Raw genomic sequence first — 26,332 nt, 5'->3', positions numbered from 1 at the left:
TCTAGTCGTCTGCGTCGTCTGCACCGGGCGCATCGGGTGCGTCCGGGTCGAACGACGGCACCCCTTCCTGGGTCTCGGCCTCGATCGCCTCCGCCTCAGGGAGGAAGGGCGCGAGCTCCGGGAGCTCGTCCAGACCGCGTAGGCCCATCCGCTCCAGAAAGTAGTTCGTCGTCGTGTACAGGATCGCACCTGTTTCGGGTTCCGTGCCCGCCTCCTGGACGAGACCCCGTTGGAGGAGGGTCCGCATGACCCCGTCACAGTTCACTCCGCGCACCGCCGAGACCCGGCTGCGGCTGACCGGCTGCCGGTACGCGACGACCGCGAGCGTCTCCAGCGCCGCCTGCGTGAGCCGGGCCGTCTGGCCCTCCAGGGCGAGCCGCTCCACGGCGGGAGCGAACTCGGGGCGGGTGTAGAAACGCCAGCCGCCCGCGACGAGCCGCAGCTCGAAGCCGCGCCCCTGCACGGTGTAGTCGTCGGCCAGCTCCCGCAGCGCCTTGGTGATCTGCCGCTTGGGCCGCTCCAGTATCTTCGCGAGGTGCTCCACGGTCGCGGGTTCGTCGACGACCATGAGGACGGCCTCCAGGGCGGGCTTCAGCTCCAGATCGGCGACGGCACGCAGCCCGGCCGGCAACTCGGTGGTCTCCTCGCTCACGCCTTCTTCTCCTCGTCCTTGGGCGGCTCGGGCGGCCGGTCGAACTCGTCGGTCACCATCGGCTCCGCGTCGCCCTCCCCACCGGTCCAGCGCACCATCAGCTCCCCGAGGGCGGTCTCCTGCTCCAGCGCCACGGCCTTCTCCCGGTACAGCTCCAGCAGCGCCAGGAAGCGGGCTACGACCGTCAGCGTGTCCTCGGTGTCCTCGATCAGCGAGCGGAAGCTGGCCTCACCGAGTTCCTTCAGGCGCGCGACCACGATCCCGGCCTGCTCCTGCACGCTGACCAGCGGTGCGTGGATGTGGTCGACGTACACCTGCGGCTTGGGCTTCGGCTGCATCGCCTTGATGGCGAGCTTGGCGAACCCTTCCGCCCCGATGCTGATGACGACCTCGGGCAGCAGCTCGGCGTGGTGGGGCTCCAGTCCGACCGTACGGGGATAGCGGCGCGCCTCTTCGTCCAGCCGGCGGCTGAAGATGTCGGCGATCTGTTTGTACGCGCGGTACTGCAGCAGCCGAGCGAAGAGCAGGTCACGCGCCTCGAGAAGCGCGAGGTCGGCCTCGTCCTCGACCTCCGCCGACGGCAGCAGACGCGCCGCCTTCAGATCGAGCAGCGTGGCCGCGACGACCAGGAACTCGGTCGTCTGGTCGAGGTCCCAGTCCGGGCCCATCGCCCTGATGTGCACCATGAACTCGTCGGTGACCTTGGACAGGGCCACTTCGGTGACGTCGAGCTTGTGCTTCGAGATCAGCTGGAGGAGCAGGTCGAAGGGCCCCTCGAAGTTGGACAGCCGAACCTTGAAGACACCGTCGGACTCACCACCGTCCTGCGGGACCGACTCGACGACCTCGGGAACCACAGGTTCCGGCTCCGGGACAACAACCTCAGGAGCCTCAGGTTCCGGCTCCCCGCCGACCGGCTCCGCCTCGGAAACCGGCTCGACCCGCGGACCGCCCGGTCCCCGCCCAAGCGCACGCCGACGCCCGGCGGAGCCGGACGCGGGGGCGGGAAGGTCGTTCGAGGTCATAGCCCCCGCAGGCTACCGCTACCGCCCACGGAGCCGGCGTACGAGGATGCTCGCGTCCCCACGGGACTCCAGGTCGGCCAGCACCACGGCCACCGCCTCGCGCACGATGCGCCCGCGGTCGACCGCGAGACCGTGCTCACCGCGGAGCACCAGCCGTGCGTGCTCCAGGTCCATGAGTTCCTCGGCGGACACATACACGGTGATCTTCTCGTCGTGCCGCTCCCGCCCGCTGGGCCGGCGCGCGGCGGCCCGGCCCCCGCGCTTGCGGGGCTGAGCGGATGCGGCCGCCGGACCACCGGCAGAACCTTCCTGCGCCCCCTGACGACGCGCGGAGCGCTCCGCGGCGGCGGCCCGGATACGGGACTCGCCGGCGTCGACCGACTCCGCGTCGGCCGCGGCATGCTCGGCCCCGTCTCCGTCACCGCCCTGCGCGGGCACCGACGGCGGCGCGTCCTCTGCGGCGGCGTCGCTGTCCCCCGCCGGAGCCGGCACCCGGGCCTCGCCATTGGCCTGGCGCCGGGGGGAGGACGACTGAAGCGCCATCCCCCCTGTCGTACGGAACAGTTCGTCGGCCCCCGGCAGACTCACTCGGCGTGACACCGGGCGAGCACCTCCCTGGCGAGCTGGCGATAGGCGGCGGCACCGACGGAGTTGGATGCGTACGTGGTGATCGGCTCACCGGCGACCGTGGTCTCCGGGAAGCGGACCGTGCGGCCGATGACCGTGTGGTAGACGTGATCGTCGAACGCCTCGACGACACGCGCGAGCACCTCACGGCTGTGCACGGTGCGCGAGTCGTACATCGTGGCGAGGATCCCGTCGAGCTCCAGCTCCGGGTTGAGCCGCTCCTGGACCTTCTCGATCGTCTCCGTCAGCAGCGCCACGCCACGCAGGGCGAAGAACTCGCACTCGAGCGGCACGATCACCTTGTGAGCCGCCGTCAGGGCGTTCACGGTGAGCAGGCCGAGCGAGGGCTGACAGTCGATCACGATGTAGTCGTAGTCGGCCATCAGCGGCTTGAGCGCCCGCTGCAGCGTGGACTCGCGCGCGACCTCGGACACCAGCTGTACCTCGGCGGCCGACAGGTCGATGTTGCTCGGGAGCAGGTCCATGTTGGGGACCGCGGTCTTCAGGAGCACCTCGTCGGCCGCCATGCCCCGCTCCATGAGCAGGTTGTAGACGGTGAGGTCGAGCTCCATCGGATTGACGCCGAGACCGACCGACAGCGCGCCCTGCGGGTCGAAGTCCACGAGCAGGACTCGGCGTCCGTACTCCGCGAGCGCGGCACCCAGGTTGATGGTCGACGTCGTCTTGCCGACGCCGCCCTTCTGGTTGCACATCGCGATGATCTTCGCGGGACCGTGGTCGGTCAGCGGACCCGGGATCGGGAAGTACGGCAGCGGCCGTCCGGTCGGGCCGATGCGCTCACGGCGCTGGCGGGCAGCGTCGGGCGCGAGCGTGGCCGCGTACTCGGGGTCGGGCTCGTACTCCGCGTCGGGATCGTAGAAGTGCCCGTCGGGCAGTTCGTCGTAGTCGGCGAAGTGGTTGTGGGGCGCGCCACTTCCGTCGCCGGCCATGGCGTTCACGTGATGGCCATCCATGCTCTGGTGTGCTGGCTGAGTCACACCTGACTTCAGGTGACTCTGTTGGGCTGCGAAGGTGCGCACCGCTACGGAGCCGACAGCCTCGAACCCCGCGGGGCGCTCGGCCCGTGCAGGCATTCCTGGTTGACCACCCCCGGGAGAAAATGTCGACTCATTCACAAGTCGTCTTACCTCCTTGGTGACCAGGAAACTTCTAGACAGGTCAGCGTGGCACCATGCCGACGGTTGGCGACTCTATGGCGTGTCGGGCGTCCGCAGCAACACAATCCGCCGGACCCGGCAGGATGTGTCGGCAATGAAACATCCCTCTGTCAAGGGCGTACGGCCGTCGCACGGCAGGTTTCACCGGTGTACGAATCGGTTCAAGGGTTACGTTCGAGGCGAGTTGACCGAGAGCCGCAAAGTGACCATACACACACCCGGCCGGACCTTGTCGGGCAAGGTCCGGCCGGGTGTGCGGCGTTGACGACCTGTGTTGACGTATCGCCTTTACGAAAAGGTGACTTAGCCGCACGGGCCGGTCCGGCGCGGCTCAGCCGAGCAGTGACTCCAGCTCCACGTGCTCCACCCCGTGCGCCTCTGCGACCTCGCGGTAAACCACTTTGCCGTCATGGGTGTTGAGGCCCTTGGCGAGCGCGGGGTCACGGCGCAGCGCCTCGACCCAGCCTCGATCGGCAAGCTCGACGATGTACGGCAGCGTCGCGTTGGTGAGCGCGTAGGTGGAGGTGTTGGGCACCGCGCCGGGCATGTTGGCGACGCAGTAGAAGACCGAGCCGTGGACCGGGAAGGTCGGCTCGGCGTGGGTGGTGGGACGCGAGTCCTCGAAGCAGCCGCCCTGATCGATCGCGATATCGACAAGGACACTTCCCGGCTTCATCCGCGAAACGAGCTCGTTGGTGACGAGCTTCGGCGCCTTGGCGCCCGGGATGAGCACGGCACCGATGACGAGGTCGGCCTCGAGGCACGCCTTCTCGAGTTCGAAGGCGTTGGAGACGACCGTCTGGATCTTCGTACCGAAGACCTTGTCGGCTTCCTTGAGCTTGTTGATGTCCTTGTCGAGCAGGGTCACGTGGAAGCCCATGCCGATGGCGATCTGCGCGGCGTTCCAGCCGGAGACGCCGCCGCCGATGACCACGGCCCGGCCGGCCAGCACGCCGGGGACACCGCCGGGCAGCACACCGCGGCCGCCGTTGGCGCGCATCAGGTGGTAGGCGCCGACCTGCGGGGCGAGCCGGCCCGCGACCTCGGACATGGGGGCGAGCAGCGGAAGGGCACGGGTGGGCAGCTCGACGGTCTCGTAGGCGATCGCGGTCGTGCCGGACTCCAGCAGCGCGTCGGTGCACTCCTTGGACGCGGCCAGGTGCAGGTAGGTGAAGAGCGTCTGGTCCTTGCGGAGGCGGTGGTACTCCTCGGCGATGGGCTCCTTGACCTTCAGCAACAGGTCGGCGGTGGCCCACACCTCGTCGGCGGTGTCCAGGATCTGAGCGCCGGCGGCCACGTACTCGGTGTCCGGGATCGAGGAGCCGACACCGGCGTCGTGCTCGATGACGACCTGGTGGCCGTGGCGCACCAGCTCGTGCACGCCGGCGGGGGTGATGGCCACCCGGAACTCGTTGTTCTTGACCTCGCGGGGGATGCCGACCTTCACGTCGATCACGGTCCTTGGCTCAGAGGGTGCATTACAAGACTTACCCGGACGTGCGTGGGCACACCAGGAGACACCGCAGGAGAAGGCGCGGCAGAGCCAGTCTAATGAAGGCGTTCCCGCTGTCTAGCCTTTCATTACTTCAATCTTCGTCGGATGTACTGCGGATTTCGTAGGTGTTAGGACCTTGTTCCGGCTCTGGATCACTCTCCGGGAGCTCCTCACCCAGCATGCGCTCGGCCGCCCCGCGATGCAGTCGGGCGGCCGTGGGGTCGCCCAGCCGGTCCAGCGTGTCGGCGAGCCTGAGCTGCAGCGCTGCCTGCAGCCGCACGTCCTCGGCGCGGCGCGCCCACTCGATCGCCTCGTGACAGGTGCGCAGCGACTCCTCGGGCCGTCCCGCGTACTCCTGGACCCGCGCCAGCTCGCTCAACGCCCGTGCCTGGGCGGCCACATCGCCGCTCTTGCGGTACCCGGCGACCGCGGCACGCCAGCACCGCAGCGCCTCGCCATAGCGGCCCGCATAGGTGTGGGCCGCGGCGATACGGCCGTACAGCCGGGCGACTTCCTCGCGCTCGTCGCGCGCCAGCCGCTCGGCGAGGGCCCGGCCGAACCAGTCGGCGGCCCGGTCGTAGTCCCCCAGCTCCTGGTGCGCGCCGCCTACGGATTCCATCGCGCGCCCGGTCGCATACGGATCGTTCGCTTCGCGTCCGGCGTCCAGAGCCGCGCGATAGCGGACCAGCGCCTCGGCGGTACGGCCGGTCTGTGCGTCCAGATCACCGAGGTTCAGCAGCGCGGCGGCCTTCTCGCGGGGCAGCTCGCGGCGCTCGGCGACGTCGAGGACCAGCCGGTGGATGTCGTACAGGTCGGATGCGGCGGCCCGGGTGCCGAAATGCGCCGCCATCGCCCGCACCAGCTGGGCCATCAGGCGCCGCGCCAGCGTGTCCAGCTCCCCGTCGGCGACCGCGAGCCGCGCCGACGCGAGCAGGGCGGGCCTGCGGACGGCCAGCCAGTCGGCCGCCGCGCGCGGGCTGGGGAAGCGCAGGGAGCGCGGCATGCCGACTAGCTTCTCCCGGGCGAGCGGGCTGTCGGTCTCGGTGATCGCCCGGCACGACTGCAGCAGCCGTACGGTCCGCTCCAGCATGCGGGCGCGCGCGAGCTGGAGCTCGGCGGGACGGTCCTGGGTCTCGGTCAGCGCCTTGAGCAGGGGGTGCAGACAGCCGGGGACCTGGTACTGCGGCAGCGGCGCGGGCACACTCCGCAGCAGGCCGAGGGAGACCAACTCGTCCAGGGCGGTGTGAGCGCCGTCCACCGAGCAGCCGGCGAGCGCGGAGGCGGTGTGCGGGTCGACCAGGCCCGCTGGCGCGAGGGAGAGCAGACGCAGTATCCGGGCGGCGGTGCTCGGCAGGGACGCGTAGGCGAGCCGGAAGACCCGGCTGAGCGGCGTGCCGTCGTCACCCTCCGCATGCAGTTGCTTGGCGAAGTCGGCGACGGCCGCCTTCGGGCGGGCGGCGAGCCAGCCGCCGGCCAGCATGAGCGCGGCGGGCTGGGCCTGGCACTCCTCGACGAGTCCCTCGGCGGCCCGCGGGTCGACGGTGATGCGGACCGAGCCGGTGTGCCGGGACAGCAGTTCCACGGCCGACTTGGTGTCGAGGCCGCCCAGGGTGCACGGTCGGACGTCCGCGATCCCGGTCAGCGGGCCGCCGGACACGGCGACGACCAGGCATTCCGCGGTGTCCGGCAGCAGCGCGTCGACCTGTTCCGCGGTGGCGGCGTCGTCGAGCAGGAGCAGGACACGCCGGTCGGCGAGGGCAGTGCGCAGCACCTCGGTCAGGTCGTCGTCACGGGCGCCGGGCGGGGTGGGCAGTTCCAGGGCGGTGAGCAGTTCGCGGGCGGTGCGCTCGACGGGGACGGGACTCCCGTCGGGCTCGCTCAGGCGGGCCCGCAGCACTCCGTCCCGGTAACCGTCCGCTACCTGCCGGACCAGTTCCTCGGCGAGTGCGGTACGTCCCGAGCCGGGCCTGCCCGCGATGAGCAGCACGCGCGCGCGGGGGGCCTTGCGGCCGGAGAGGGTGTCGAGTCCCGCGCGCTCGATGTCGGCGCGCAGCTCCTTCAACTCCCGTGTGCGACCCAGGAATCGAGACTCCGCAGCAGTGTGTGCGGACAGCCGCACGCCACCGGTGTCCACCGCCTGATCCGTCACGGGCCACACTCCCGTCCCACCACACGTGCCGACCCGCCGGGACTCCGGCTCGGGCATTTTCAGAGCCTAGTTCACGCTCTGCAACGTTCCGTGACGAGCGCGGCGGATACGTCGCCCGATCGGATCAGCCGATGGTCACACCGGGTGTGGGCCAACCGTGTTCAGGCCTCGAAGGGACGCGCGGGCCAGGACGCGTCCGCGGGGCGCAGTGCGTCGAGTCCGTCACCCTGCTGGGCGGCGACCAGGGAAAGGACGCCCACGACCAGGCAGTTGTTGTGCAGCTCGCCCGCGAGCACGCCCCGGACGAGCTCGTCGACGGGCACGCGCGCGTACTCCAGCTCGGTCTCCTCGTGCTCGACCTCGAAGCGCTCCCCCTCGGCCTCGGACAGATCGCGGGCAAGGAAGATCCGTACGGCCTCGTCGCAGCCGCCGGGGGTGGTGTAGACGTCGGTCAGCACCCGCCAGTCCTCGGCCTTGACGTGCGCCTCCTCGTACAGCTCGCGCTGGGCGGCGTGCAGCGGGTTCTCGCCGGGGACGTCGAGCAGGCCGGCCGGGATCTCCCACAGCTTCTGCCGTACGGGGTGGCGGTACTGCTTGATGAGCAGGACACGGCCGTCGTCGTCGAGGGCGAGGACGGCCACGGAGCCGGGGTGGACCTGGTAGTCACGGCGGACGACCGAGCCGTCGGGCATGACCACCTCGTCGGTGCGGACGGAGGTCTTGTTGCCCACGAAGGGGGTCTCCGTCGCCCGGATCTCCCACTCCTCGGGAGTGTCCTTGATGGTCATGCCGTGTCCTTTCCGGTGTGCCAAGAAAAAAACCGGGGCGCGACCTTGAAGGTACGCGCCCCGGCAACCGTACAACTGGTGTGTTACTTGGAATTCTTCCGCGCGCCCTCAGCACGCTGGCGCTCGACCGAGGCCTTCACCAGCCCGGCGAACAGCGGATGCGGACGCGTCGGACGCGAGCGCAGCTCGGGGTGCGCCTGGGTCGCGACCAGATAGGGGTGGACGTCACGCGGATACTCGACGTACTCGACGAGCTTGCCGTCCGGCGAGGTGCCCGAGAAGACGATGCCGGCCTTCTTCTCCAGCTCCGCGCGGTAGGCGTTGTTCACCTCGTACCGGTGACGGTGCCGCTCCTCGACGTACTCCTTGCCGTCGTACACCTCACGCACGAGGGAGCCCTCGGCGAGCTTGGCCGGGTACATGCCCAGCCGCATCGTGCCGCCCATGTCGCCCTCGCCCGCGACGATGTCGAGCTGCTCGGCCATGGTGGAGATGACCGGGTGGCCGGTGGCGGAGTCGAACTCGGTGGAGTTGGCGTCCGAGATGTCGAGCAGGTGGCGCGCGGCCTCGATCACGATGCACTGCAGACCCAGGCAGAGTCCGAGCAGCGGGATCTTGTGCTCGCGGGCGTACTTGATCGCGCCGACCTTGCCGAGCACACCGCGGTCGCCGAATCCGCCCGGGATGCAGATGCCGTCGACGTCGGCGAGCTGCGCCTTGGCGCCGGCCGGGGTCTTGCAGTCGTCCGAGGTGACCCACTTGATCTTCACGCGGGCCTTGTTGGCGAAGCCGCCCGCGCGCAGCGCCTCGGTGACCGAGAGATAGGCGTCAGGCAGGTCGATGTACTTGCCGACCAGGGCGAGGGTGATCTCGTGGTCGGGGTTGTGGACGCGGTCGAGCAGGTCGTCCCAGGTCGTCCAGTCCACATCACGGAAGGGCAGGTCCAGCTTGCGGACGACATAGGCGTCCAGGCCCTCGCCGTGCACGGTCTTGGGGATGTCGTAGATGGACTTGGCGTCGGGGCAGGCGACCACGGCCGACTCGTCGACGTCGCACATCAGCGAGATCTTGCGCTTGATCGCGCCCGGCACCTCACGGTCGCTGCGCAGCACGATCGCGTCCGGCTGGATACCGATGTTCCTGAGCGCCGCAACCGAGTGCTGGGTCGGCTTCGTCTTCAGCTCTCCCGAGGGGCCGATGTAGGGCAGGAGCGAGATATGGACGACGAAGACGTTGTCACGGCCGACCTCGTGCCGGACCTGGCGAACCGTCTCCAGGAACGGCAGCGACTCGATGTCGCCGACGGTGCCGCCGACCTCGGTGATCACGACGTCGACCTCGTCGGTGGCCATACGGCGGATACGGTGCTTGATCTCGTTGGTGATGTGCGGGATGACCTGCACGGTGTCGCCCAGGTACTCACCGCGCCGCTCCTTGGCGATCACCGTCGAGTAGACCTGCCCTGTAGTGACATTGGCGGAGCCGTCCAAGTCACGGTCGAGGAAGCGCTCGTAATGTCCGATGTCCAGGTCCGTCTCGGCGCCGTCGTTGGTGACGAACACCTCACCGTGCTGGAACGGGTTCATCGTGCCCGGGTCGACGTTCAGATACGGGTCGAGCTTCTGCATCACGACGCGCAGGCCCCTGGCCTTGAGCAGCATGCCGAGGCTGGAGGCCGTCAGGCCCTTGCCGAGAGAGGAGGCGACACCCCCGGTGACGAAGATGTGCTTGGTCGTCGTGGCTGTGTTACTTCGAAAAACAGCGGGCGGCATGGCCAAGAGGGGGCTCCCGTGGTCGCGGTCTGGGTGGCGTTCCGGGGTTTTTCTCCCACCGGTCCACGGGCTACCAGGGTATCAGCGCCAGGGGGCGATGGCTTCCGGCCACTCTCCGCACACAGGTCGGCACGGACACGTACCGCTCACTTCTCCCTCACCCGTTGCTCACCCGTTCGGCGCACCCGCGTTGCCCGGAGCGGCACGCAGATCATCTACGTGCGTCGTATCCTGCTCGGACACTCGCTGCCGAGCCCGGCCGGCAAAACGGCACCACCCCAGCCCGTACCCACCGGAACAACGAGAGCTCGTCAGTTCGTTGAGCAACGACTGTTGTTTTGCCTCATGGCATGAGCGACTGATTTGCTTCATCGCTCAACGACGTATGACAAAGACCCCTTGACCGCACTAGCGACAGCCCCCTTGTGGGGTGACGTGGCCGTTCGACTGGAGTTGCACGTGGCCGGGCGCATCGAAGACTACGCACTCATCGGAGACATGCAGACCGCTGCCCTGGTCTGCCGGGACGGCACGGTGGACTGGCTGTGCCTGCCCCGCTTCGACTCGCACGCCATCTTCGCCGGTCTGATGGGCACCGAGGAACACGGCTTCTGGCGGCTCGGCCCCGCGCACGCGGCCGACGCCGCGCCGCCCGTCGCGGCCAGGCGCACCTACCGCGGGGACTCGCTGATCCTGGAGTCCGAGTGGGACACCCCGCGCGGCACGGTCCGGGTCATCGACTTCATGCCCCCGCGTGACGGCGCCCCGCAGCTCATCCGGATCGTGGAGGGCGTCTCGGGCCGCGTCCCGATGCGCTCGGCGCTGAGGATGCGGTTCTCCTACGGCCGGATCGTCCCGTGGGTGCACCGGCACGAGGGCCGCACGGTGGCCGTCGCGGGCCCCGACTCCGTGTGGTTCGACACATCCGCCGAGACCTACGGCAAGTCGCTGACGACTTACTCGGACTTCACCGTCGGACCGGGCGACCGGATCGCGTTCACCATCTCCTGGGAGCCCTCGCACAAGCAGCCGCCGCCGCTGCCGGAGCCGGAGCAGTCGCTGGAGGCGACCGAGGACTTCTGGCGCGACTGGGTGGAGCACTGCACGTACCACGGCCCCTACCGTGAGGCGGTGATCCGCTCGCTGATCACGCTCAAGGCGCTGACGTACGGCCCGACCGGCGGCATCGTCGCCGCCCCCACCACCTCCCTGCCGGAGGAGATCGGCGGCGTCCGCAACTGGGACTACCGCTACACCTGGCTCCGCGACGCGGCGATCACGCTCTCCTCGCTGCTGCGCACCGGCTACCGCGACGAAGCCCGTGCCTGGCGCGAGTGGCTGCTCCGCGCGGTCGCCGGCGATCCCGAGAACCTGCAGATCATGTACGGCATCGCGGGCGAGCGCGAGCTGGGCGAGGCCGAGCTGGACTGGCTGCCCGGCTACGAGAACTCCGCCCCGGTCCGGGTCGGCAACGGCGCCGCGCACCAGCTCCAGCTGGATGTGTACGGCGAGGTCACCGAGGCCCTGCACCTCGCGCACATGACGGGCCTGGCCCGCAACGACTACGCCTCGCTGCTCCAGCTCAAGCTGATCCGCTATCTGGAACGGCACTGGGACGAGCCGGACGAGGGCATCTGGGAGGTGCGCGGCCCGCGCCGCCACTTCGTGCACTCCAAGGTCATGGCGTGGGTCGCGGTCGACCGCACGATCAAGCTGATCGAGTCCGGTGACGCGGACGGCCCGCTGGACCGCTGGCGCGAGCTGCGCGACGACATCCACCGGGATGTATGTGAGAAGGGTTACGACAAGGAGCGCAACACCTTCACACAGTCGTACGGCTCGAAGGAGCTGGACGCCTCGCTGCTGCTGATCCCGCAGATGGGCTTCCTGCCGCCGGACGACAAGCGGGTCATCGGCACCATCGAGGCGATCCAGCGCGAGCTGTCCACCGAGGACGGCTTCATCCTGCGCTACCCGACGCAGGGCGAGGACGAGGGCGTCGACGGCCTCCCCGGCGACGAGGGCGCCTTCCTCGCCTGCTCGTTCTGGATGGCCGACGACCTGGCGATGATCGGCCGCGTCGACGAGGCCCGCAAGCTCTTCGAGAAGCTGCTGTCCCTGCGCAACGACCTCGGTCTGCTGGCCGAGGAGTGGGACCCGCGCCTGCAACGCCAGGTCGGCAACTTCCCGCAGGCCTTCAGCCACGTGCCCCTCATCGACACGGCACTGCGCCTGACGGCGTCCGGGGCGTACGGCGGCTGAACAGGACTGGCGTCAGGCAAAGTCCACTGCGGTTCGGCAGCGCCCCGAAGGGGCGCGGGGAACTGCGCGACCAGCCACGATGGCGCCGCAGCGAACCGACGGCACATCGCGGCACTTCCAATCGCGGCACTTCCAGCGGAGCGCCTAGGCTGGGAGCAAGCGATTGCCCCGGCATGGAAGGGGGCAGCCATGGCTTCCCTCTCGAAGGCGGGCGCGGCCCTCGCCGCGCTGCGTGAGGATCTCGCCGGTGAGGTGTTCGCTCCCGGGGATCCCGGTTACGACGAGGCGCGCGCCGTCTTCAACGCCATGATCGACCGGCGGCCCGCGGTGATCGCGCAGTGCGCGAACGTCGACGACGTCGTCCGGGCCGTGCGGTTCGGCCGGGAGCTGGACCTCGCCATCGCCGTGCGCGGCGGTGGGCACAGCGTGGCGGGGATGGCGGTCAACGACGGCGGTCTGGTGGTCGACCTGCGCCGGATGCACGACGTGACCGTCCATCCGGGAGCCGAGGCGGTACGGGTCGAGGGCGGGGCCACCTGGAGCCATGTGGACCGGGCGACCCAGCCGCACGGCCTGGCGACCACGGGTGGCCGGGCTTCGACGACCGGCGTGGGCGGCTTCGTCCTCGGCGGCGGCACCGGCTGGCTGGACCGCTGCTGCGGGCTCGCCGTCGACAATCTGCTCGGCGTGGAGCTGGTCACCGCCGACGGCAACCGGGTGCACGCGAACGCGGACGAGAACCCGGAGCTGTTCTGGGGGCTGCACGGCGGTGGCGGCAACTTCGGCATCGCCACCGCGCTCACCCTGAAACTGCACGAACTGCCCGAGTTCGCCATCGCGATGCTGCTGTACGAGCCGGAGTTCGCGCCCGCGGCCGTCCGCACCTTCCGCGACGTGATCGAGTCCGGCCCGGACGAGCTGAGCGGCGGGGCCCTGTACTTCACCGGCCCGCCCGAGGACTTCGTACCGCCGTCCCTGGTCGGCGAGTTGGTGTGCGGTGTGCTGCTGACGTACGCCGGTGAGGAGCAGGACATGCGCAAGTACGCCGATCCCCTGCTGGCGTTGCAGCACGAGGCGGAGATCGTCGGCGCGATGCCGTATGCCGACGTGCAGTGCATGATCGACGATCCGCCCGGCATGCGGCACTACTGGTCGGCGGAGTATCTGACCGGCGCACCGGACAACTACGTGGCCGTCTTCTGCACGGGCGCCCAGGGCCTGCCCGTACCGACCGGCACCCAGTACGCGCTGCTCCCCCAGGGCGGTGCGATCGCCGCCGGCCCGCACGACTATCCGGTGCCCTACCGTGACGCGCCGTGGGCGGTGCACCCGTACGGCATGTGGCAGGACCCGGCGGACGACGAGCGGTGCATCCAGTGGGTCCGCGACGTCCGCGCCGACGCCGAGCCGTGGAGTACCGGCGCGGTCTATCTGAACTTCATCGGCGACGAGGGCCCGGAGCGGGTGATCGCGGGTCTGGGCGTCGAGAACCATCGGCGGCTCGAGGCTCTGAAGCGGCAGTACGACCCGGACAACGTCTTCCGCTTCAACCACAACATCAGGCCTGCTTGAGGGCCGTCAGCGTGCGTTCCCCGCCCGGGTCGCCCGCCGTCGCCGGGACGAGGGCGATCTCGTCGAGGCCGGCCTCGGCGTACTCCTCGGCACGCGCGCGTACGGCGTCGATGTCACCCACCAGGCCGACCATGCCCGCAGCCTGAGCGGGCAGCGCCCGCACCAGTGTGCCGGGATCGGCACCGGTACGGGCCAGTTCGACGGCCTCCCCGAAACCGGCCGCCTCGAACATGTCGCTGTAGCCCGGCACGGTCAGATAGCCGGCGATGCTCCGCAGGATCTGCGCGAGGGAGTCGGGGTCCGGATCGACGGCGGCCGGCAGCCAGGCGGCCAGGGTCGGTGGCGAGGTACGGCCCGCGCGCTGCGCGGCGTCGGTCATCCGGGCGCGCAGGGTGCGGACCTGCTCCGGGGAGACGATGTCGAGCAGCATGCGGTCGGCGTGCGCGGCGGCCGTGGCGGTCGCGCGGTCGCCGAACGCGGCGACGGTGAGCGGTCCGCCGGGCGGCTGCTGCCGCCGCCGGAAAGCGCTGCCGGGCACGACCGGCTCACCGTACGCGCCGTGCAGCAGCTCTCGTACGGCGGCCGCGCTCTCCTCGAGTACGGCGGCGGCCCGCACCCGCGGGCGCCCGTGCACGCCCTCGACGACCCGCTTGCTGGACGTGCCCAGCGCCACCCCGACCGGCCGGCCGGTGACGGCGGCGCAGGAGGCGGCGCCCCGGGCGATGGTGAACGGGTCGCGCACGGACACCGCCACGGGCCCGGCGGTCAGCGCGACCCGCTCGGTGGCCCGCCCGATCGCCGTTGCGAGCACGAACGCGTCCCACGTCGGCCCCTCACCGGCCCACACCTCGCGGTACCCGAGCCGGTCGGCGACCACGGCGACCCTGAGCGGCTCCTCGACGGCACTGTCGTCCTCTCGCGCAACCGCGACCACGCTGAAGTCCATGGCGGCGCGCATACCCCGCCGCGGTCCTCGCAACCGCACGAAGATCGTCTCGGAGATGTCGCGGGATCGCCCCCGCAGGTACCGTCCGCAGCATGGACAGCCGCACGGACAGCCGTTTCGAGAGCCAGGGCGCCGGGATCACCGTTCAGCGGGCGCTGGAGCTGCCCGGGCTGCGCAGCGGACTGCCCGAAGTGCTCGCGGGCGCCGACCGGCTGCAGCGGACGGTGCGCTGGGTCCACGCGGGCGAGGTCCCGAACATCGCCTCGCTGCTCAAGGGCGGCGAACTGCTCCTGACGACGGGATACGCGCTCGGCACCCGTCCGGCCGACCAGCGCGCGTTCGTCCGCACACTGGCCGAGCGCGGGATCGCGGCCCTGGTGGTGGAGCTGGGCCCGCGCTTCACCCGCCTGCCCGCCGCCCTCGTCGAGACGGCCCGGACCGCCGGGCTCCCCCTGGTCCAGCTGCACCGCGAGGTGCCCTTCGTGACGGTCACCGAGGAGATCCACACCGAGATCGTCAACGGCCACTACGCGCTGCTGCAGCGGGCCGAAGAGGTGCACCGGCGGTGCACGGAGGCCCTGTTGGGCGGTGGCGGGGTGCCGCAGGTGCTCGGGATCCTGGCCGACTTCTGCGGCAACCCGGTCTTCCTGGAGACGACGGACGGGCAGCTGCTGTACGCCGCCGGTGCCGGGCCCAAGGGCGCGGATCCGCTCCAGGTGTGGGAGGGGCTGCGCGGCCAGCACAAGGACGCCCCGCCGCCGGCCGGGTCGGTGCTCGTGGACGTGCCGGGCGGCGGCCCGGGAGCGGGGTCGGTGCGCGCCCGTCTCGCCCTGCTGCCGGTGCGGGCCCCGCTGGCGCCGGTGCACCGCATCGCCGCCGAGCGGGCCGCGAGCATCCTGGCCGTGGTGCTGATGCAGGCCCGCCAGGAGGAGGAGCTGGCGGCGCGGGGCCGGGGCGACTTCCTCACCGACCTCGCGGAAGGCCGTATCACGGCTCAGGACGCGCCCGCGCAGGCGCGCGTGCTGGGCTTCAAGCCGGGTGACAGTCCGCTGATGCCCGTGGTCATGCGGCTGGGCGACGCGCTCTCGCCCGGCGGTGGCTGGGCGGTGCTGGCGCGTGCGGTCTCGGAGGAGCTGGCGTCGGTGGGCGTGCCCGTCCTGTTGGGCGTACGACCGGTGGAGGGCCGTGTCCTGGTGCTGCTCGGGCTGCGTTCCGAATCGGAGCGGGCACCCGTCGCGGACCGGGTCGCGGCGGCGCTGCGGGCGGGTGTGGAGCGGGCCGGGATGCGACGGCCGGGCGCGCAACCGCCTGTCGTGGTGGTCGGGGTGGCCGGCGGCTGGGCGGCGGCGTCGGCGGGGCTCAGACACGCGGCCGAGACGGCGACGGCGGCGCAGGGCCTGACGGACCGCCCCTGGTACGACGCCCGCCGCCTCGACATCGACCTGCTGCTGTGGCGGCTGCGCGGCCACCCGGACCTGGCTGCCTTCGTGGACCGCGCGATCGGCCCGGTCCGCGACCACGACAGCAAGTCCAAGCCCCCGCTGCTGCCCACCCTGCAGACGTACTTGGCCCACGCGGGCCGCAAGGCCGAGACGGCCCGCGAGCTGCATCTGAACCGGCAGACCCTCTACAACCGCCTCGCCCGCATCGGCGAGTTGCTCGGCACGGACCTCGACGACCCGCAGACGGTACTGGCGTTGAGCCTGGCGCTGCGCGCCCGCCGGCACGTGCCCTAGATCATGGGCCTGGGCTGCGTCAACTCGTCGTAGACGCTGAGGACTTGGGCGACCGTCTCGTCCTCCGTGGGCCAACTGACGGCCTGCTGCGCGCCCTTCTCCTTCAGCAGCTCCCGGCGTTCGGGGTCCGCGAGGAGGCGTACGACGGCGTCGGCGAGTGCTTCCGCGTCGCCGTACGGCACGAGTTCGGCGGCGTCGCCGACGAGTTCGGGGTTGCCGCCGACGGCTGTGGCGACGAGCGGCACGCGCGCGTGGAGGGCTTCCTGCGCGAGCACGGAGCGCGATTCCCAACGGCTGGGCAGCAGGGCGAGGTCGGCGGCGGCGAGCAGTTCACCGACGTCGTCGCGGAGCCCGAGGAGCCGGACCGGCAGTCCCTCGTCCTCGATCCGCCGCTGGAGGTCGGCCCGCAGCGGGCCTTCCCCGGCGATCACGACGAGCGGCACGGGGTCGAGGCGGCGCCACGCGCGCGTGGCGTCCAGCAGTGTTTCGTAGCCCCGGTGCCGGTCGAGGGAGCCGACGGCCATCAGCAACGGGCGCCCGGTCGCGCCGAGTTCGGCCCGCACCTTGGGGCGCAGCCGGTCGGGATCGTCCTGCTCGACCGGCGTGCGCGGCCCGGGCAGGGCGACGGCGGCGAGCCTGGCGTCACGCGCACCGGCGCGGCGGGCCAGCTCCACCAGATCCGAGGACGCCCCGAGCACCACCGACGCCGCCTTCACGACCCGTCGCTCCAGCACCCTCAGCAGATGGGCGCGGGCCCCTTCGGCATGCCCACGGTTGTGCCACGTCACGACGAGCGGAGTGCGCCGCCCGCTGAGCGCGAGCGCGGCGCGGAAGGAGGCGTGCAGCCCGTGCGCGTGCACCAGGTCGGCGTCCGCGCACACCGCCCGCAGCGCGGCCACGGAGGTCGGATCGCTGCTGCGCGGCACATGCACGTGCTCGGCTCCGGCGCCGGTGAAGTCATAGGCGCGGTCGGCCTCCACGGGGGCGCACACAGTCACCCGCACGCCCCGAGCGACGAGCCCCGAAGCCAGCGAACGCACATGTGCGCTGCTGCCGGCGTTGCCTCCGCCGAGCACCTGCACGGTACGCAGCGGCGACTGGCCGGTCGCTGAGTGGCTGCTCACGGGGCTCACGTGGCCGGGGGCTCCTGGTTCGGCGTCGGGCGGTCACGAAGAAACGTACAGAAGGATCGAGCGGCGGGGGTGTACCGCGTGGATCCCTACGCGTACGACGTACAACACCAAGGATGCCAGGCCGCACGGGCGTTCCGTGAACCCCGAGGTGACACGACCGCACACCACGGCCCCACGGTCACTCACACGAGTGAGCGAGCCGCTTCGCTGACCCGGTCTCCGTACACCGCCGCGGCCACGACGGCGGCGGCATGCGCCACCAGCCCCGCCCGGCCATTGCTCACGACGACGGCGGCACCAAGAGCCGCGCCCAGCGCATGCGCTCCCGTGTCGCCGAGCATCGCCCGCTCACCCACATCGTCGGGCAGCACGGCACCAGCGGCTCCCATGGCGACGGCGGCCACGCCCGCTCCCTCGCGCAACAACCCCGGCGCCCCGAGGAGCAGAACCGCCGCCGCGGCCCTCCCGGGGCGTACATCCACGAGATTGACGAAGTGCGCGGCCCCGGCGATCACGACTCCCGCGAGCACCTTGTCGACCGGCTTCTCCTTGAGCAGCGCCCCCGCGACCAGACCGGCGGCCCCGATCCCGAACAACTTCACTGCGCCGCTGGTGACTTCACCCTGCCGAAGCGCCGACAAATGCGCGCAAAAACCCCGCCGGTGGTCCCCGGCGACATCGTCGTACGCCCCGCACGCCCCCGCGGCGGCCACAGCGAGCGCGGCGGCGGGACGGACGTATGCGGTGCCGAGCGTGACCGCCACGGCCGCCGCCGGACCGGCGTACAACTCGACGGTCCGCCCGGCGTAGTTCGTGCGGCGCCAACGCTCACCCGGGGCCTTGGCGCGGAGGACGGCGGTGGTGGCACGAGTGAGAAGCGCGGACAGACCGAGTCGGGTGATGATCATCCGTACACCCTAAGCGGCCGGCGCTACATGTCCGCCCGAGCCGTCGCCAGCAGCTCCTCCGCATGGGCCCGGGCCGTCTCCGAGTCCTCCTGGCCGGCGAGCATCCGGGACAACTCCCGGATGCGCTCCTCCCCTTCGAGGACCTTCACCCCGGACCGGGTGACGGACCCGTCGTCGGTCTTCTCGACGAGCAGCTGCCGATCGGCGAACGCGGCGACCTGCGGCAGATGCGTCACGACGACGACCTGCGCGGTCTTGGCGAGCCGAGCCAGCCGCCGCCCGATCTCCACGGCCGCCTTGCCACCGACACCCGCGTCGACCTCGTCGAAGAGATACGTCGGCACCGGATCGGTCCCGGCGAACACGACCTCCACGGCCAGCATCACGCGCGACAGCTCACCACCGGACGCCCCCTTGGCGATGGGCCGGGGCGGCGCCCCGGGATGCGGGGCGAGCAGCAGCTCGACCTCGTCGGCACCCGACGGCCCGTACGCGACCGTACGCCCGCCGACCTCGACGCCCTCGGGGTCCTCGGTCTGCCGGATGTCGAACGACACGCGCGCGTGCGGCATGGCCAGCGAGGCCAGCTCAGCGGTCACCGCGGCGGCGAACCGCTCGGCGGCCTCCGCCCGCGCATCCGTCAACGCCTGTGCCAGCCCGCCCAGTTCGACCCGCAGCGCATCCCGCTCGGCGGTCAGCTCGTCGAGCCGCTCGTCGTCGCCGTCCAGCTCGGTGAGCCGCGCGGCGCCCTGCTCGGCCCAGGCGAGCACGGACGCGACATCCTCGCCGTACTTCCGGGTCAGGGCACTGAGAGCGGCCCGCCGCTCCTCCACGGCCGCCAGCCGCAAGGGATCGGCATCGAGATCGTCGGCGTACCCCGCCAGCTCCCCGGCCACGTCCCCCAGCAGAATCCCGATCTCCCCGATCCGGTCCGCCAGCGCGGCCAGCGCCGGATCGTGCGACCGCACCGCGTCCAACGCCCGCTGCGCCCCCGCGACGAGCGTCGTCGCGTCGACCCCCTCCGGATCCTCCGGATTCCCGGCGAGGGCGGCATGCCCGACCGTCGCGGCGGACGCCAGCGCCTCCGCGTGCCCCAGCCGCTCGGCCTCCTCGGCCAGTTCGACGTCCTCACCGGCACGCGGATCGACGCCCGCGATCTCCTCGAGCCCGTACCGCAGCATGTCGGCTTCCTGAGCCCGCTCACGCGCGCGCGTGGTGATCTCGTCGAGCTCGACGGAGACGGCCCGCAGCCGCCGATACGCCTCCCCGTACTTGGCGAGCGGCCCCGCGACGGCCTCCCCCGCATAGCGGTCGAGCGCCTGCCGCTGCCGGGACAGCTTCAGCAGCCCCTGCTGATCGGTCTGCCCATGTACGGCCACCAGCTCATCGGCCAGCTCCGCCAGCACCCCGACCGGCACACTCCGCCCACCGAGATGCGCCCGCGACCGCCCTTCGGCGGAAACGGTACGGCTGATCAACAGCGCCCCGTCATCGAGCTCCGCCCCGGCCTCCTCGGCCCGTACCGCGGCGGAGGCACCCTCGGGCACGCCGATCCGCCCCTCCACGACCGCCTTCTCGGACCCGATCCGCACGAGCGCCGGATCGGCCCGCCCCCCGAGCAGCAGCCCGAGGCTGGTGACGACCATGGTCTTACCGGCACCGGTCTCCCCGGTGACAGCGGTGAACCCCGGCGACAACTCGACGACCGCATCGTCGATGACTCCGAGCGACCGTATCCGCATCTCCTCCAACACGGACACGACCTTACGAGGTAGAGCAGCAAGAGTGCGAGGCACCCTGTCACCCACGGGAGTGGACCGACCTATAGGGGCGCGGGGAACTGCGCGACAAGCCACAACAAACCGGCAGCCCCCGACGCACCGAAACCACCCCCCACAACCGGCTAATGCGGCGCCCCTCGCCATCCAGAAACCGGCAACGCAAATTTGGCCACCAGCCGATCCGTGAACGACGCATGATGCAACCGAGCCAACCGCACCGGCACAGCCCCCCGCCGCACCTCAACCCGAGCCCCCGCAGGCAACTCCACAGTCCGCCGCCCGTCACACCACAAAACCCCCGGCGGAATATGAGGCAGAACCTCCACCGCCAACACAGAATCCGGCGACGTCACAAGCGGCTTCGCAAACAACGCATGCGCACTGATCGGCACCATCAACAGCGCCTCCACCTCAGGCCACACCACAGGCCCACCCGCAGAAAACGCATACGCGGTAGACCCGGTCGGCGTCGACAAGACAATCCCGTCACACCCGAACCCGGTAACCGGCCGCCCATCGATCTCCAGCACGACCTCAAGCAGCTTCTCGGCGCCAGCCTTCTGCACCGCCGCCTCGTTCAGCGCCCAGTCCGTATGCACGATGTCCCCGTTGCTGTGCACGACGACATCGACGGTCATCCGCTCCTCGACCTCGTACGCCTTCGTCACCACCCGGTCGACAACCTTGTCGAGATCGTCCCGCTCGGCCTCGGCGAGGAACCCGACCCGCCCCAGATTGACGCCGAGCATCGGCACCCCGGACGCCCGCGCGAACTCGGCGCCGCGCAGCAACGTCCCGTCGCCGCCCAGCACGATCAGCAGCTCACACCCGTCGAGGCACTGCGGTGTCGCCTCCTTGACCAGCTCCACCTCTTCGGGCAAGGGCAGGTCACGCGCCTCGTACTCGAGGACGCGCACTCCGATACCCTCCCGCAGCAACCCCTTGACCACGAGCTCGGCGCTGCGGATCGCCGCAGGCCGGCCGGTGTGGGCGAGCAGAAAAACAGTACGAGCTCGGTTCTGTGTCAACGCGGCCCCTCCGCCACTGCACGGTCAACGTCGGCCGGGTCCAGTTCGGCTGCTCCGGCCCGCAGCCACAGAAAGTACTCGACATTCCCGGAGGGCCCGGGCAGCGGACTGGCGGTGACGCCTTGCACGCCCAGCCCAAGATCCCAGGCCCGCCGGGCGACACCCCGTACGGCCTCGGCCCTCAGCTCCGGACTGCGCACCACACCCCCGCTCCCCAGCCGCTCCTTCCCCACCTCGAACTGCGGCTTGACCATCATCACCAGATCGGCGTCCGGCCGCACGCACCGCACCAGGGCGGGCAGCACCAGCCCGAGCGGGATGAAGGACAGATCCCCCACGACAAGATCCACGGGCTCCCCATCGATCGCCTCAAGCGTCAACTCGCGTACGTTCGTACGGTCCTTGACGGTGACGCGTTCATCGCTCTGCAGAGTCCACGCGAGTTGCCCGTATCCGACGTCCACGGCGACGACGTGCGCGGCTCCGGTCCGCAACAGAACGTCCGTGAAACCACCCGTGGACGCGCCGGCGTCGAGCGCCCGACGCCCCTCGACGACGAGCCCCTGCTCCATGAAGACACTCAGCGCACCCGCGAGCTTGTGGCCGCCCCGCGACACGTACTCCGGGTCGCCGGCGTCCGTCTGGACCACGATCGCCGCCGCGGTCTCCACCTGCGTGGCCGGCTTGGTCGCGACGGTCTTGCCGACACTCACGCGCCCTGCGGCGATCAGCTGGCTGGCATGCTCACGCGAGCGCGCGAGCTTCCGGCGGACCAGCTCCGCGTCGAGACGGCGGCGTGCGACTCCTGCCACGTTCGGTTCAGCTCCTATGTCCGTTGTCCGTACGACGCCGGCGGCCCTGGAGGCCCCGGGCGGGCGTCGAGCGCGGTGAGCGCGTCACGCAGCCCTCTGTGTACATCCTCGTACACCTCCATGTGTCCGTCCGTGGCGAGGTGGTCGGCGTCGCCGAGCCGGTCCAGCTGGGCGTCGACGTCGGCGTTGCCGGTGGAGGTGCGCGGGACGTTCAGCGGGGCGGGGGCGGCGGGGTCGTACTCGGGCTCGACCGCCGCCGTCTCCTCCTCCGGGACCTCGGTCCCCGGCAGTGAGTCGCTCATGCCCAGACGCTACCCCGAACCGCTGGGGTACCGTCGATCTCGATGGCCACGATCGAGGAGTGCCGCGCCGCACTCGAAAAGCTCTCGGACAACATGCAGGCCGCCGAGGGGGACGCCCGCACGGCCGCCGCCCTGGAACGCTCGGTGAGCTGCCACATCACCGACCTGGACGTCACGTTCGCGGGACGCATGACGGGCGGCCGGATCGATGTCGAAGAGACGTTCGAGGGCCCGCCCCGGGAGAAGGCCCAGGTCAGATTCAGCCTGGCCGGCGACGACCTGGTGGCACTGGTCGACGGCGAGCTGAACTTCGCGAAGGCCTGGGGCTCGGGCCGGGTGAAGCTGCACGCGAGCCTGCGCGACCTGCTCGTCCTCAGGAAGCTTTTGTAGCGGCGACCTTCGTGTCGCCGGTGCGCGCCTTCCGCGCGGCCGGCACCACCAGCGGCGTCCCCGTCTCCGGGTCGTCGATGACCTGGCAGCGCAGGCCGAAGACCTCCTCGACCAGGTCGGCGGTGACGATGTCGTTGGGCGCGCCCTCGGCGATGATCGCCCCTTCCTTCAGGGCGATGAGGTGGGTGGCGTACCGGGCGGCATGGTTGAGGTCGTGGAGCACGGCGACGAGCGTGCGCCCCTGCTCCTCATGCAGCTCCGCACAGAGATCGAGCACGTCGATCTGGTGCTGGATGTCGAGATACGTCGTCGGCTCGTCCAGCAGCAGCAACGGCGTCTGCTGCGCCAGCGCCATCGCGATCCACACGCGCTGCCGCTGGCCGCCGGACAATTCGTCGACATAGCGATCGGCCAGCTCGGCGACCCCGGTCTGCCGCATCGACTCCTGTACGACCCGCTCGTCCTCGGTCGACCACTGGCGCAGGATCCCCTGGTGCGGGTACCGGCCGCGGCCCACCAGGTCGGCGACCGTGATCCCGTCGGGCGAGATCGACGACTGCGGCAGCAGGCCCAGCGTCCGCGCGACCTTCTTCGCGGGCATCGACTGGATGACCGAGCCGTCGAGCAGCACCCGGCCCCGGCTGGGCTTCAGCATCCGCGACAGCGCCCGCAGCAGCGTGGACTTGCCGCACGCGTTCGGGCCGACGATCACCGTGAAGGAGTTGTCGGGTATCTCCACCGACAGCTGCTCAGCGATGACGCGCTGGTCGTAGGCGAGGGTGACGTCCTCGGCGGACAGGCGGTTCACGGTGCTCCTCTTGGTGGTCTCGTGCGCGGTGCCACGTGTCGTCTTCGCGGCGCTCGTGTCCGCCGTTCTCCTCGCGGCCCTCATATCCGTCCCGCCTTGCGCTCGGTGACCAGCAGCCACAGCAGATAGACGCCGCCGACCACTCCGGTGACCACGCCCACGGGCAGCTGGTCGGCGCCGAACGCCCGCTGTGAGGCCCAGTCGGCGATGACCAGGAGCGCGCCGCCCATGCACAGGGACGGCAGCAGGTTCGGCCCTGGTGAGCGGGTCAGGCGCCGGGCGAGCTGGGGGGCGGTGAGCGCGACGAAGCTGACGGGCCCGGCGGCGGCGGTCGCGGCCGCGGTGAGCAGTACGGCGGCCACCATCAGGAGCATCCGGACGCGCTCGACCCGCACCCCGAGGGCGTTCGACACGTCGTCGCCCATCTCCATCATCCGCAGGGCGCGCGCATTGGCGAGAACCAGCGGTACGAGCACGGCGCACAGCCAGAGCAGCGGCCAGACCTGTTCCCAGTCACGGCCGTTGAGGGACCCGGTCATCCAGACGACCGCACGGGCCGCGTCGACCAGGTCGGCCTTGGTGAGCAGATAGCCGTTGACCGCCGTCACGATCGCGGACACACCGATACCGACCAGCACCAGTCGGTACCCGTGCACACCCCGCTTCCAGGCGAGCAGATAGATGGCCATACCGGTCACCAGACCGCCCACCAGCGCCCCGAGGGTGACCTGGGCCGCGCTTCCCGACATCAGCACGATCACGACCAGCGCACCGGCCGTCGCACCCTGCCCGAGGCCGAGGATGTCCGGACTGCCCAGCGGATTGCGGGAGATGGCCTGGAACAGCGCACCGCCCAGCCCCAGCGAGCCACCCACCAGGAGCCCGACCAGCACCCGCGGCAGCCGCAGATCGTTGACGATGAACTCCTGCCCCGCATCGCCGTTGCCCACCAGCGTCTTGAGCACATCGCCGACCGAGATGGGGAAGTCGCCAGTGCCGATCAGTAGGACGCTCGCGGCGAGTGCGGCGAGCAGCAGCAGAGCTACGACGGTGAAGGCACGGACGTCCAGCCGGACGGAGAGTCCGCCGGGCGTCCTGATGGCACGGTTGGTCGTCTTCACAGTCGGCTTTACGGTCGTCTTCACAGCTGGGCCGTCCTCCGCCGTCGTACCAGAAAGATGAAGACCGGCCCGCCGAGGATCGCGGTCACGATGCCGACCTGCAGCTCCGCGGGCCGGGCCACGATCCTGCCGATCACATCGGCGCCCAGCAGCAGCACCGGCGACAGGACGGCCGCGTACGGCAGGATCCAGCGCAGATCGGGACCGGTGAAGGACCGTACGACATGCGGCACCATCAGCCCGACGAAGACGATCGGCCCGCAGGCGGCGGTCGCGGCTCCGCACAGGACGGTGGCGGCGAGCATGGACAGCGCCCGGGTGCGGTTGAGGTTGGCGCCCAGGGACTTGGCGGTGTCGTCGCCCATGGCCATGGCGTTGAGCGGCCGGGCGAGCGCGAAAGCGAGCAGCATGCCGACGCCGAGGAAGGGCAGCACCCTCAGGATGATGTCGTTCGTCGCCGAACTCAGTGAACCGACCGTCCAGAAGCGCATCTTGCCCAGCGCGGCCTCGTCCATGATCATCACGGCCTGGAGATAGCCGTAGAGCGCGGCGCTGATCGCGGTGCCGGCGAGTGCGAGCCGCACCGGCGTCGCACCCCGGCTGCCGCCGAGGAACCAGACCAGCGCCCCGACCGCGGCCGCGCCGAAGAACGCGAACCACACATAGCCGGTCAGGCTGGTGACGCCGAAGTAGGTGATGGCGGTGACGACCGCGGCCGAGGCGCCCGCGTTGATTCCGAGCAGCCCCGGGTCGGCCAGCGGATTACGGGTGAGCGCCTGGAGCACCGCGCCCGCCAGGCCCAGCGCGGCACCGGCGAGCAGTCCCAGCACGGTCCGCGACAGCCGTTCCGCGACGACGACATCGCCGTACGTCCCCGAGTCCTCGAACAATCCGTGCCACACCTGGTCCACGGAGAGCTCTTTCGCACCGATCGCGATGCTCGCCAGCGCGACGAGCAACAGGATCGCCACGGAGACAAGCAGACCGAAGGCACGTATCGCCCGGCGGTTCGGGGGCGCGGGGGCGGTCTCCGCGCGCTGTTCGGGAGGACTGTCTACCAACACGCAGTTAGGTTAGCCTACCCTCCTATTCGGCCACGATTCCGCTCCGTCGCCGAACGCGGATCCCCTGCCGGTGAGTGACCGCGAGCGCTCACAACCCCAGCCGCGCCAGCGCCTTCCCCCCGTCCAGCTCGCACACTCCCTGCCCGGCCGACGCCCAGGCCGCCGCACACAGCGCCCGCAGGCCGTCCAACGCCTCACCGTCACCGTCGAGTTCAAGTCTCTCGGCGCCGGCCTTCGCCCTCCAGCCACCGCACCGGAACCCGTCACTCTCCGCCGTGATCTCCGGCTGACCGGTGAGCATGCCGCGCAGATCGGCGTCGACATAGGTCGGCCGGTGCTGCGGCGGCGCGGCGAGCAGCTGAGGTCCGTCGGTCACACCGGTCAGCACCAGCAGCGAGTCCACGCCTCCGTTGAACGCGCCCTCGATGTCCGTGTCCAGGCGGTCCCCCACCACCAGCGGCCGCTCGGCCCCGGTCCGCAGGACCGTCTCCCGGTGCATCGGAGGCAGCGGCTTGCCGGCCACCTGCGGCTCGGCACCCGTCGCGATCCGGACGACCTGCACCGCCGCGCCGTTTCCGGGCGCGATCCCGCGGGCGCTGGGAATCGTCAGGTCGGTGTTGGACGCGAACCAGGGCACCCCGCGCGCGATGGCGTAGCACGCCTCCGCGAAGCGGCCCCACGGCAGTTCGGGCCCGCCGTACCCCTGCACGACCGCCGCCGGATCGTCGTCCGCCGACTCCACGGGCTCGAGCCCCCGCTCACGCAACGCGACCCGCAGCCCCT

23 protein-coding genes are annotated in these 26,332 nt (G+C 70.9%); 4 read left to right on the top strand and 19 right to left on the bottom strand.

The genetic code is table 11. The features are described from left to right. Position 1: 1 nt before the first annotated feature. From scpB to KCH48_RS15635, 8 genes are all read right to left on the bottom strand, one after another. The gene (scpB, locus tag KCH48_RS15670; protein ID WP_210574619.1) at positions 2-652 is read right to left on the bottom strand and encodes an SMC-Scp complex subunit ScpB; all 651 of its coding nucleotides are present in this window, start codon (positions 650-652) and stop codon (positions 2-4) included. Continuing rightward, the gene (locus tag KCH48_RS15665) at positions 649-1,677 is read right to left on the bottom strand and encodes a ScpA family protein (RefSeq protein ID WP_210574618.1); all 1,029 of its coding nucleotides are present in this window, start codon (positions 1,675-1,677) and stop codon (positions 649-651) included. Before KCH48_RS15665 ends, scpB begins: the two co-directional genes overlap by 4 nt. A gap of 18 nt (positions 1,678-1,695) precedes the next feature. Further along, positions 1,696-2,277, bottom strand: coding sequence for a hypothetical protein (locus tag KCH48_RS15660; protein ID WP_210574616.1), 582 nt, complete (start codon positions 2,275-2,277; stop codon positions 1,696-1,698). After that, positions 2,262-3,398, bottom strand: a complete 1,137-nt coding sequence (locus KCH48_RS15655; RefSeq protein WP_210574614.1) for a ParA family protein — start codon at positions 3,396-3,398, stop codon at positions 2,262-2,264. Before KCH48_RS15655 ends, KCH48_RS15660 begins: the two co-directional genes overlap by 16 nt. Positions 3,399-3,813: 415 nt before the next feature. Then, a complete protein-coding gene (gene ald, locus KCH48_RS15650; protein WP_210574613.1) occupies positions 3,814-4,938 on the bottom strand; it encodes an alanine dehydrogenase in 1,125 nt (374 codons plus the stop codon). 130 nt (positions 4,939-5,068) lie between these two features. Further along, positions 5,069-7,126 (bottom strand): tetratricopeptide repeat protein, encoded by a 2,058-nt coding sequence (locus KCH48_RS15645; protein ID WP_210574612.1) that lies wholly within the window; start codon positions 7,124-7,126, stop codon positions 5,069-5,071. 161 nt (positions 7,127-7,287) lie between these two features. Next, on the bottom strand, positions 7,288-7,914 hold the full coding sequence (locus KCH48_RS15640) for an NUDIX hydrolase (RefSeq protein ID WP_210574611.1): 627 nt from the start codon (positions 7,912-7,914) through the stop codon (positions 7,288-7,290). A gap of 83 nt (positions 7,915-7,997) precedes the next feature. Continuing rightward, positions 7,998-9,686: a CTP synthase gene (locus tag KCH48_RS15635; RefSeq protein WP_210575038.1), complete on the bottom strand. Its 1,689-nt coding sequence runs from the start codon at positions 9,684-9,686 to the stop codon at positions 7,998-8,000. Positions 9,687-10,145: 459 nt separating this feature from the next. On the opposite strand from KCH48_RS15635, the gene KCH48_RS15630 reads away from it, so the two are divergent. Together KCH48_RS15630 and KCH48_RS15625 are read left to right on the top strand one after the other, a co-directional pair. Further along, positions 10,146-11,948, top strand: a complete 1,803-nt coding sequence (locus KCH48_RS15630) for a glycoside hydrolase family 15 protein (protein WP_210575036.1) — start codon at positions 10,146-10,148, stop codon at positions 11,946-11,948. Positions 11,949-12,137: 189 nt separating this feature from the next. After that, positions 12,138-13,520, top strand: a complete 1,383-nt coding sequence (locus tag KCH48_RS15625; RefSeq protein WP_210574610.1) for an FAD-binding oxidoreductase — start codon at positions 12,138-12,140, stop codon at positions 13,518-13,520. Here the strand turns inward: KCH48_RS15625 and KCH48_RS15620 are convergent. After that, positions 13,507-14,466, bottom strand: a complete 960-nt coding sequence (locus KCH48_RS15620) for an LLM class F420-dependent oxidoreductase (protein ID WP_210575034.1) — start codon at positions 14,464-14,466, stop codon at positions 13,507-13,509. The genes KCH48_RS15625 and KCH48_RS15620 overlap by 14 nt on opposite strands. A 92-nt stretch (positions 14,467-14,558) precedes the next feature. On the opposite strand from KCH48_RS15620, the gene KCH48_RS15615 reads away from it, so the two are divergent. After that, positions 14,559-16,202 (top strand): PucR family transcriptional regulator, encoded by a 1,644-nt coding sequence (locus KCH48_RS15615; RefSeq protein ID WP_210574609.1) that lies wholly within the window; start codon positions 14,559-14,561, stop codon positions 16,200-16,202. On the opposite strand, the gene KCH48_RS15610 is transcribed toward KCH48_RS15615, so the two are convergent. The 6 genes from KCH48_RS15610 to KCH48_RS15585 all read right to left on the bottom strand — a co-directional run bounded on the left by KCH48_RS15610 (position 16,199) and on the right by KCH48_RS15585 (position 22,166). Then, positions 16,199-17,335, bottom strand: coding sequence for a glycosyltransferase family 4 protein (locus tag KCH48_RS15610; protein ID WP_210574608.1), 1,137 nt, complete (start codon positions 17,333-17,335; stop codon positions 16,199-16,201). The genes KCH48_RS15615 and KCH48_RS15610 overlap by 4 nt on opposite strands. 182 nt (positions 17,336-17,517) lie before the next feature. Continuing rightward, a complete protein-coding gene (locus KCH48_RS15605) occupies positions 17,518-18,243 on the bottom strand; it encodes a hypothetical protein (protein ID WP_210574606.1) in 726 nt (241 codons plus the stop codon). 23 nt (positions 18,244-18,266) lie between these two features. Continuing rightward, positions 18,267-19,985, bottom strand: coding sequence for a DNA repair protein RecN (recN, locus tag KCH48_RS15600; RefSeq protein ID WP_210575032.1), 1,719 nt, complete (start codon positions 19,983-19,985; stop codon positions 18,267-18,269). Between the two features lie 161 nt (positions 19,986-20,146). Further along, positions 20,147-21,052: an NAD kinase gene (locus KCH48_RS15595; protein ID WP_210574604.1), complete on the bottom strand. Its 906-nt coding sequence runs from the start codon at positions 21,050-21,052 to the stop codon at positions 20,147-20,149. After that, complete coding sequence (locus KCH48_RS15590) at positions 21,049-21,864, bottom strand: TlyA family RNA methyltransferase (RefSeq protein WP_210574602.1); 816 nt, start codon at positions 21,862-21,864, stop codon at positions 21,049-21,051. The genes KCH48_RS15595 and KCH48_RS15590 overlap by 4 nt, the downstream gene beginning before the upstream one ends. A gap of 14 nt (positions 21,865-21,878) precedes the next feature. Next, a complete protein-coding gene (locus KCH48_RS15585; protein ID WP_210574600.1) occupies positions 21,879-22,166 on the bottom strand; it encodes a hypothetical protein in 288 nt (95 codons plus the stop codon). A 42-nt stretch (positions 22,167-22,208) separates the two neighbouring features. On the opposite strand from KCH48_RS15585, the gene KCH48_RS15580 reads away from it, so the two are divergent. Beyond that, positions 22,209-22,556, top strand: a complete 348-nt coding sequence (locus tag KCH48_RS15580; RefSeq protein ID WP_210574598.1) for an SCP2 sterol-binding domain-containing protein — start codon at positions 22,209-22,211, stop codon at positions 22,554-22,556. Here the strand turns inward: KCH48_RS15580 and KCH48_RS15575 are convergent. The 4 genes from KCH48_RS15575 to KCH48_RS15560 all read right to left on the bottom strand — a co-directional run. Next, positions 22,540-23,448, bottom strand: coding sequence for an ABC transporter ATP-binding protein (locus KCH48_RS15575; protein ID WP_246885370.1), 909 nt, complete (start codon positions 23,446-23,448; stop codon positions 22,540-22,542). The two genes, KCH48_RS15580 and KCH48_RS15575, sit on opposite strands and share 17 nt — an antisense overlap. Continuing rightward, positions 23,445-24,509, bottom strand: coding sequence for a FecCD family ABC transporter permease (locus KCH48_RS15570; RefSeq protein ID WP_374104684.1), 1,065 nt, complete (start codon positions 24,507-24,509; stop codon positions 23,445-23,447). Before KCH48_RS15570 ends, KCH48_RS15575 begins: the two co-directional genes overlap by 4 nt. After that, the gene (locus tag KCH48_RS15565) at positions 24,506-25,549 is read right to left on the bottom strand and encodes an iron ABC transporter permease (RefSeq protein WP_210574594.1); all 1,044 of its coding nucleotides are present in this window, start codon (positions 25,547-25,549) and stop codon (positions 24,506-24,508) included. Before KCH48_RS15565 ends, KCH48_RS15570 begins: the two co-directional genes overlap by 4 nt. An 88-nt stretch (positions 25,550-25,637) precedes the next feature. Then, positions 25,638-26,332, bottom strand: a 695-nt coding sequence (locus tag KCH48_RS15560) for an HAD hydrolase-like protein (RefSeq protein WP_210574592.1), incomplete at its 5' end; no start/stop codon positions are given.

Source organism: Streptomyces sp. GESEQ-4 (genome assembly GCF_017948455.1).
GTDB lineage: Bacteria > Actinomycetota > Actinomycetes > Streptomycetales > Streptomycetaceae > Streptomyces.
Note: the sequence above shows the minus strand (reverse complement) of the source record. Positions and strands in the feature narration are given on the sequence as shown.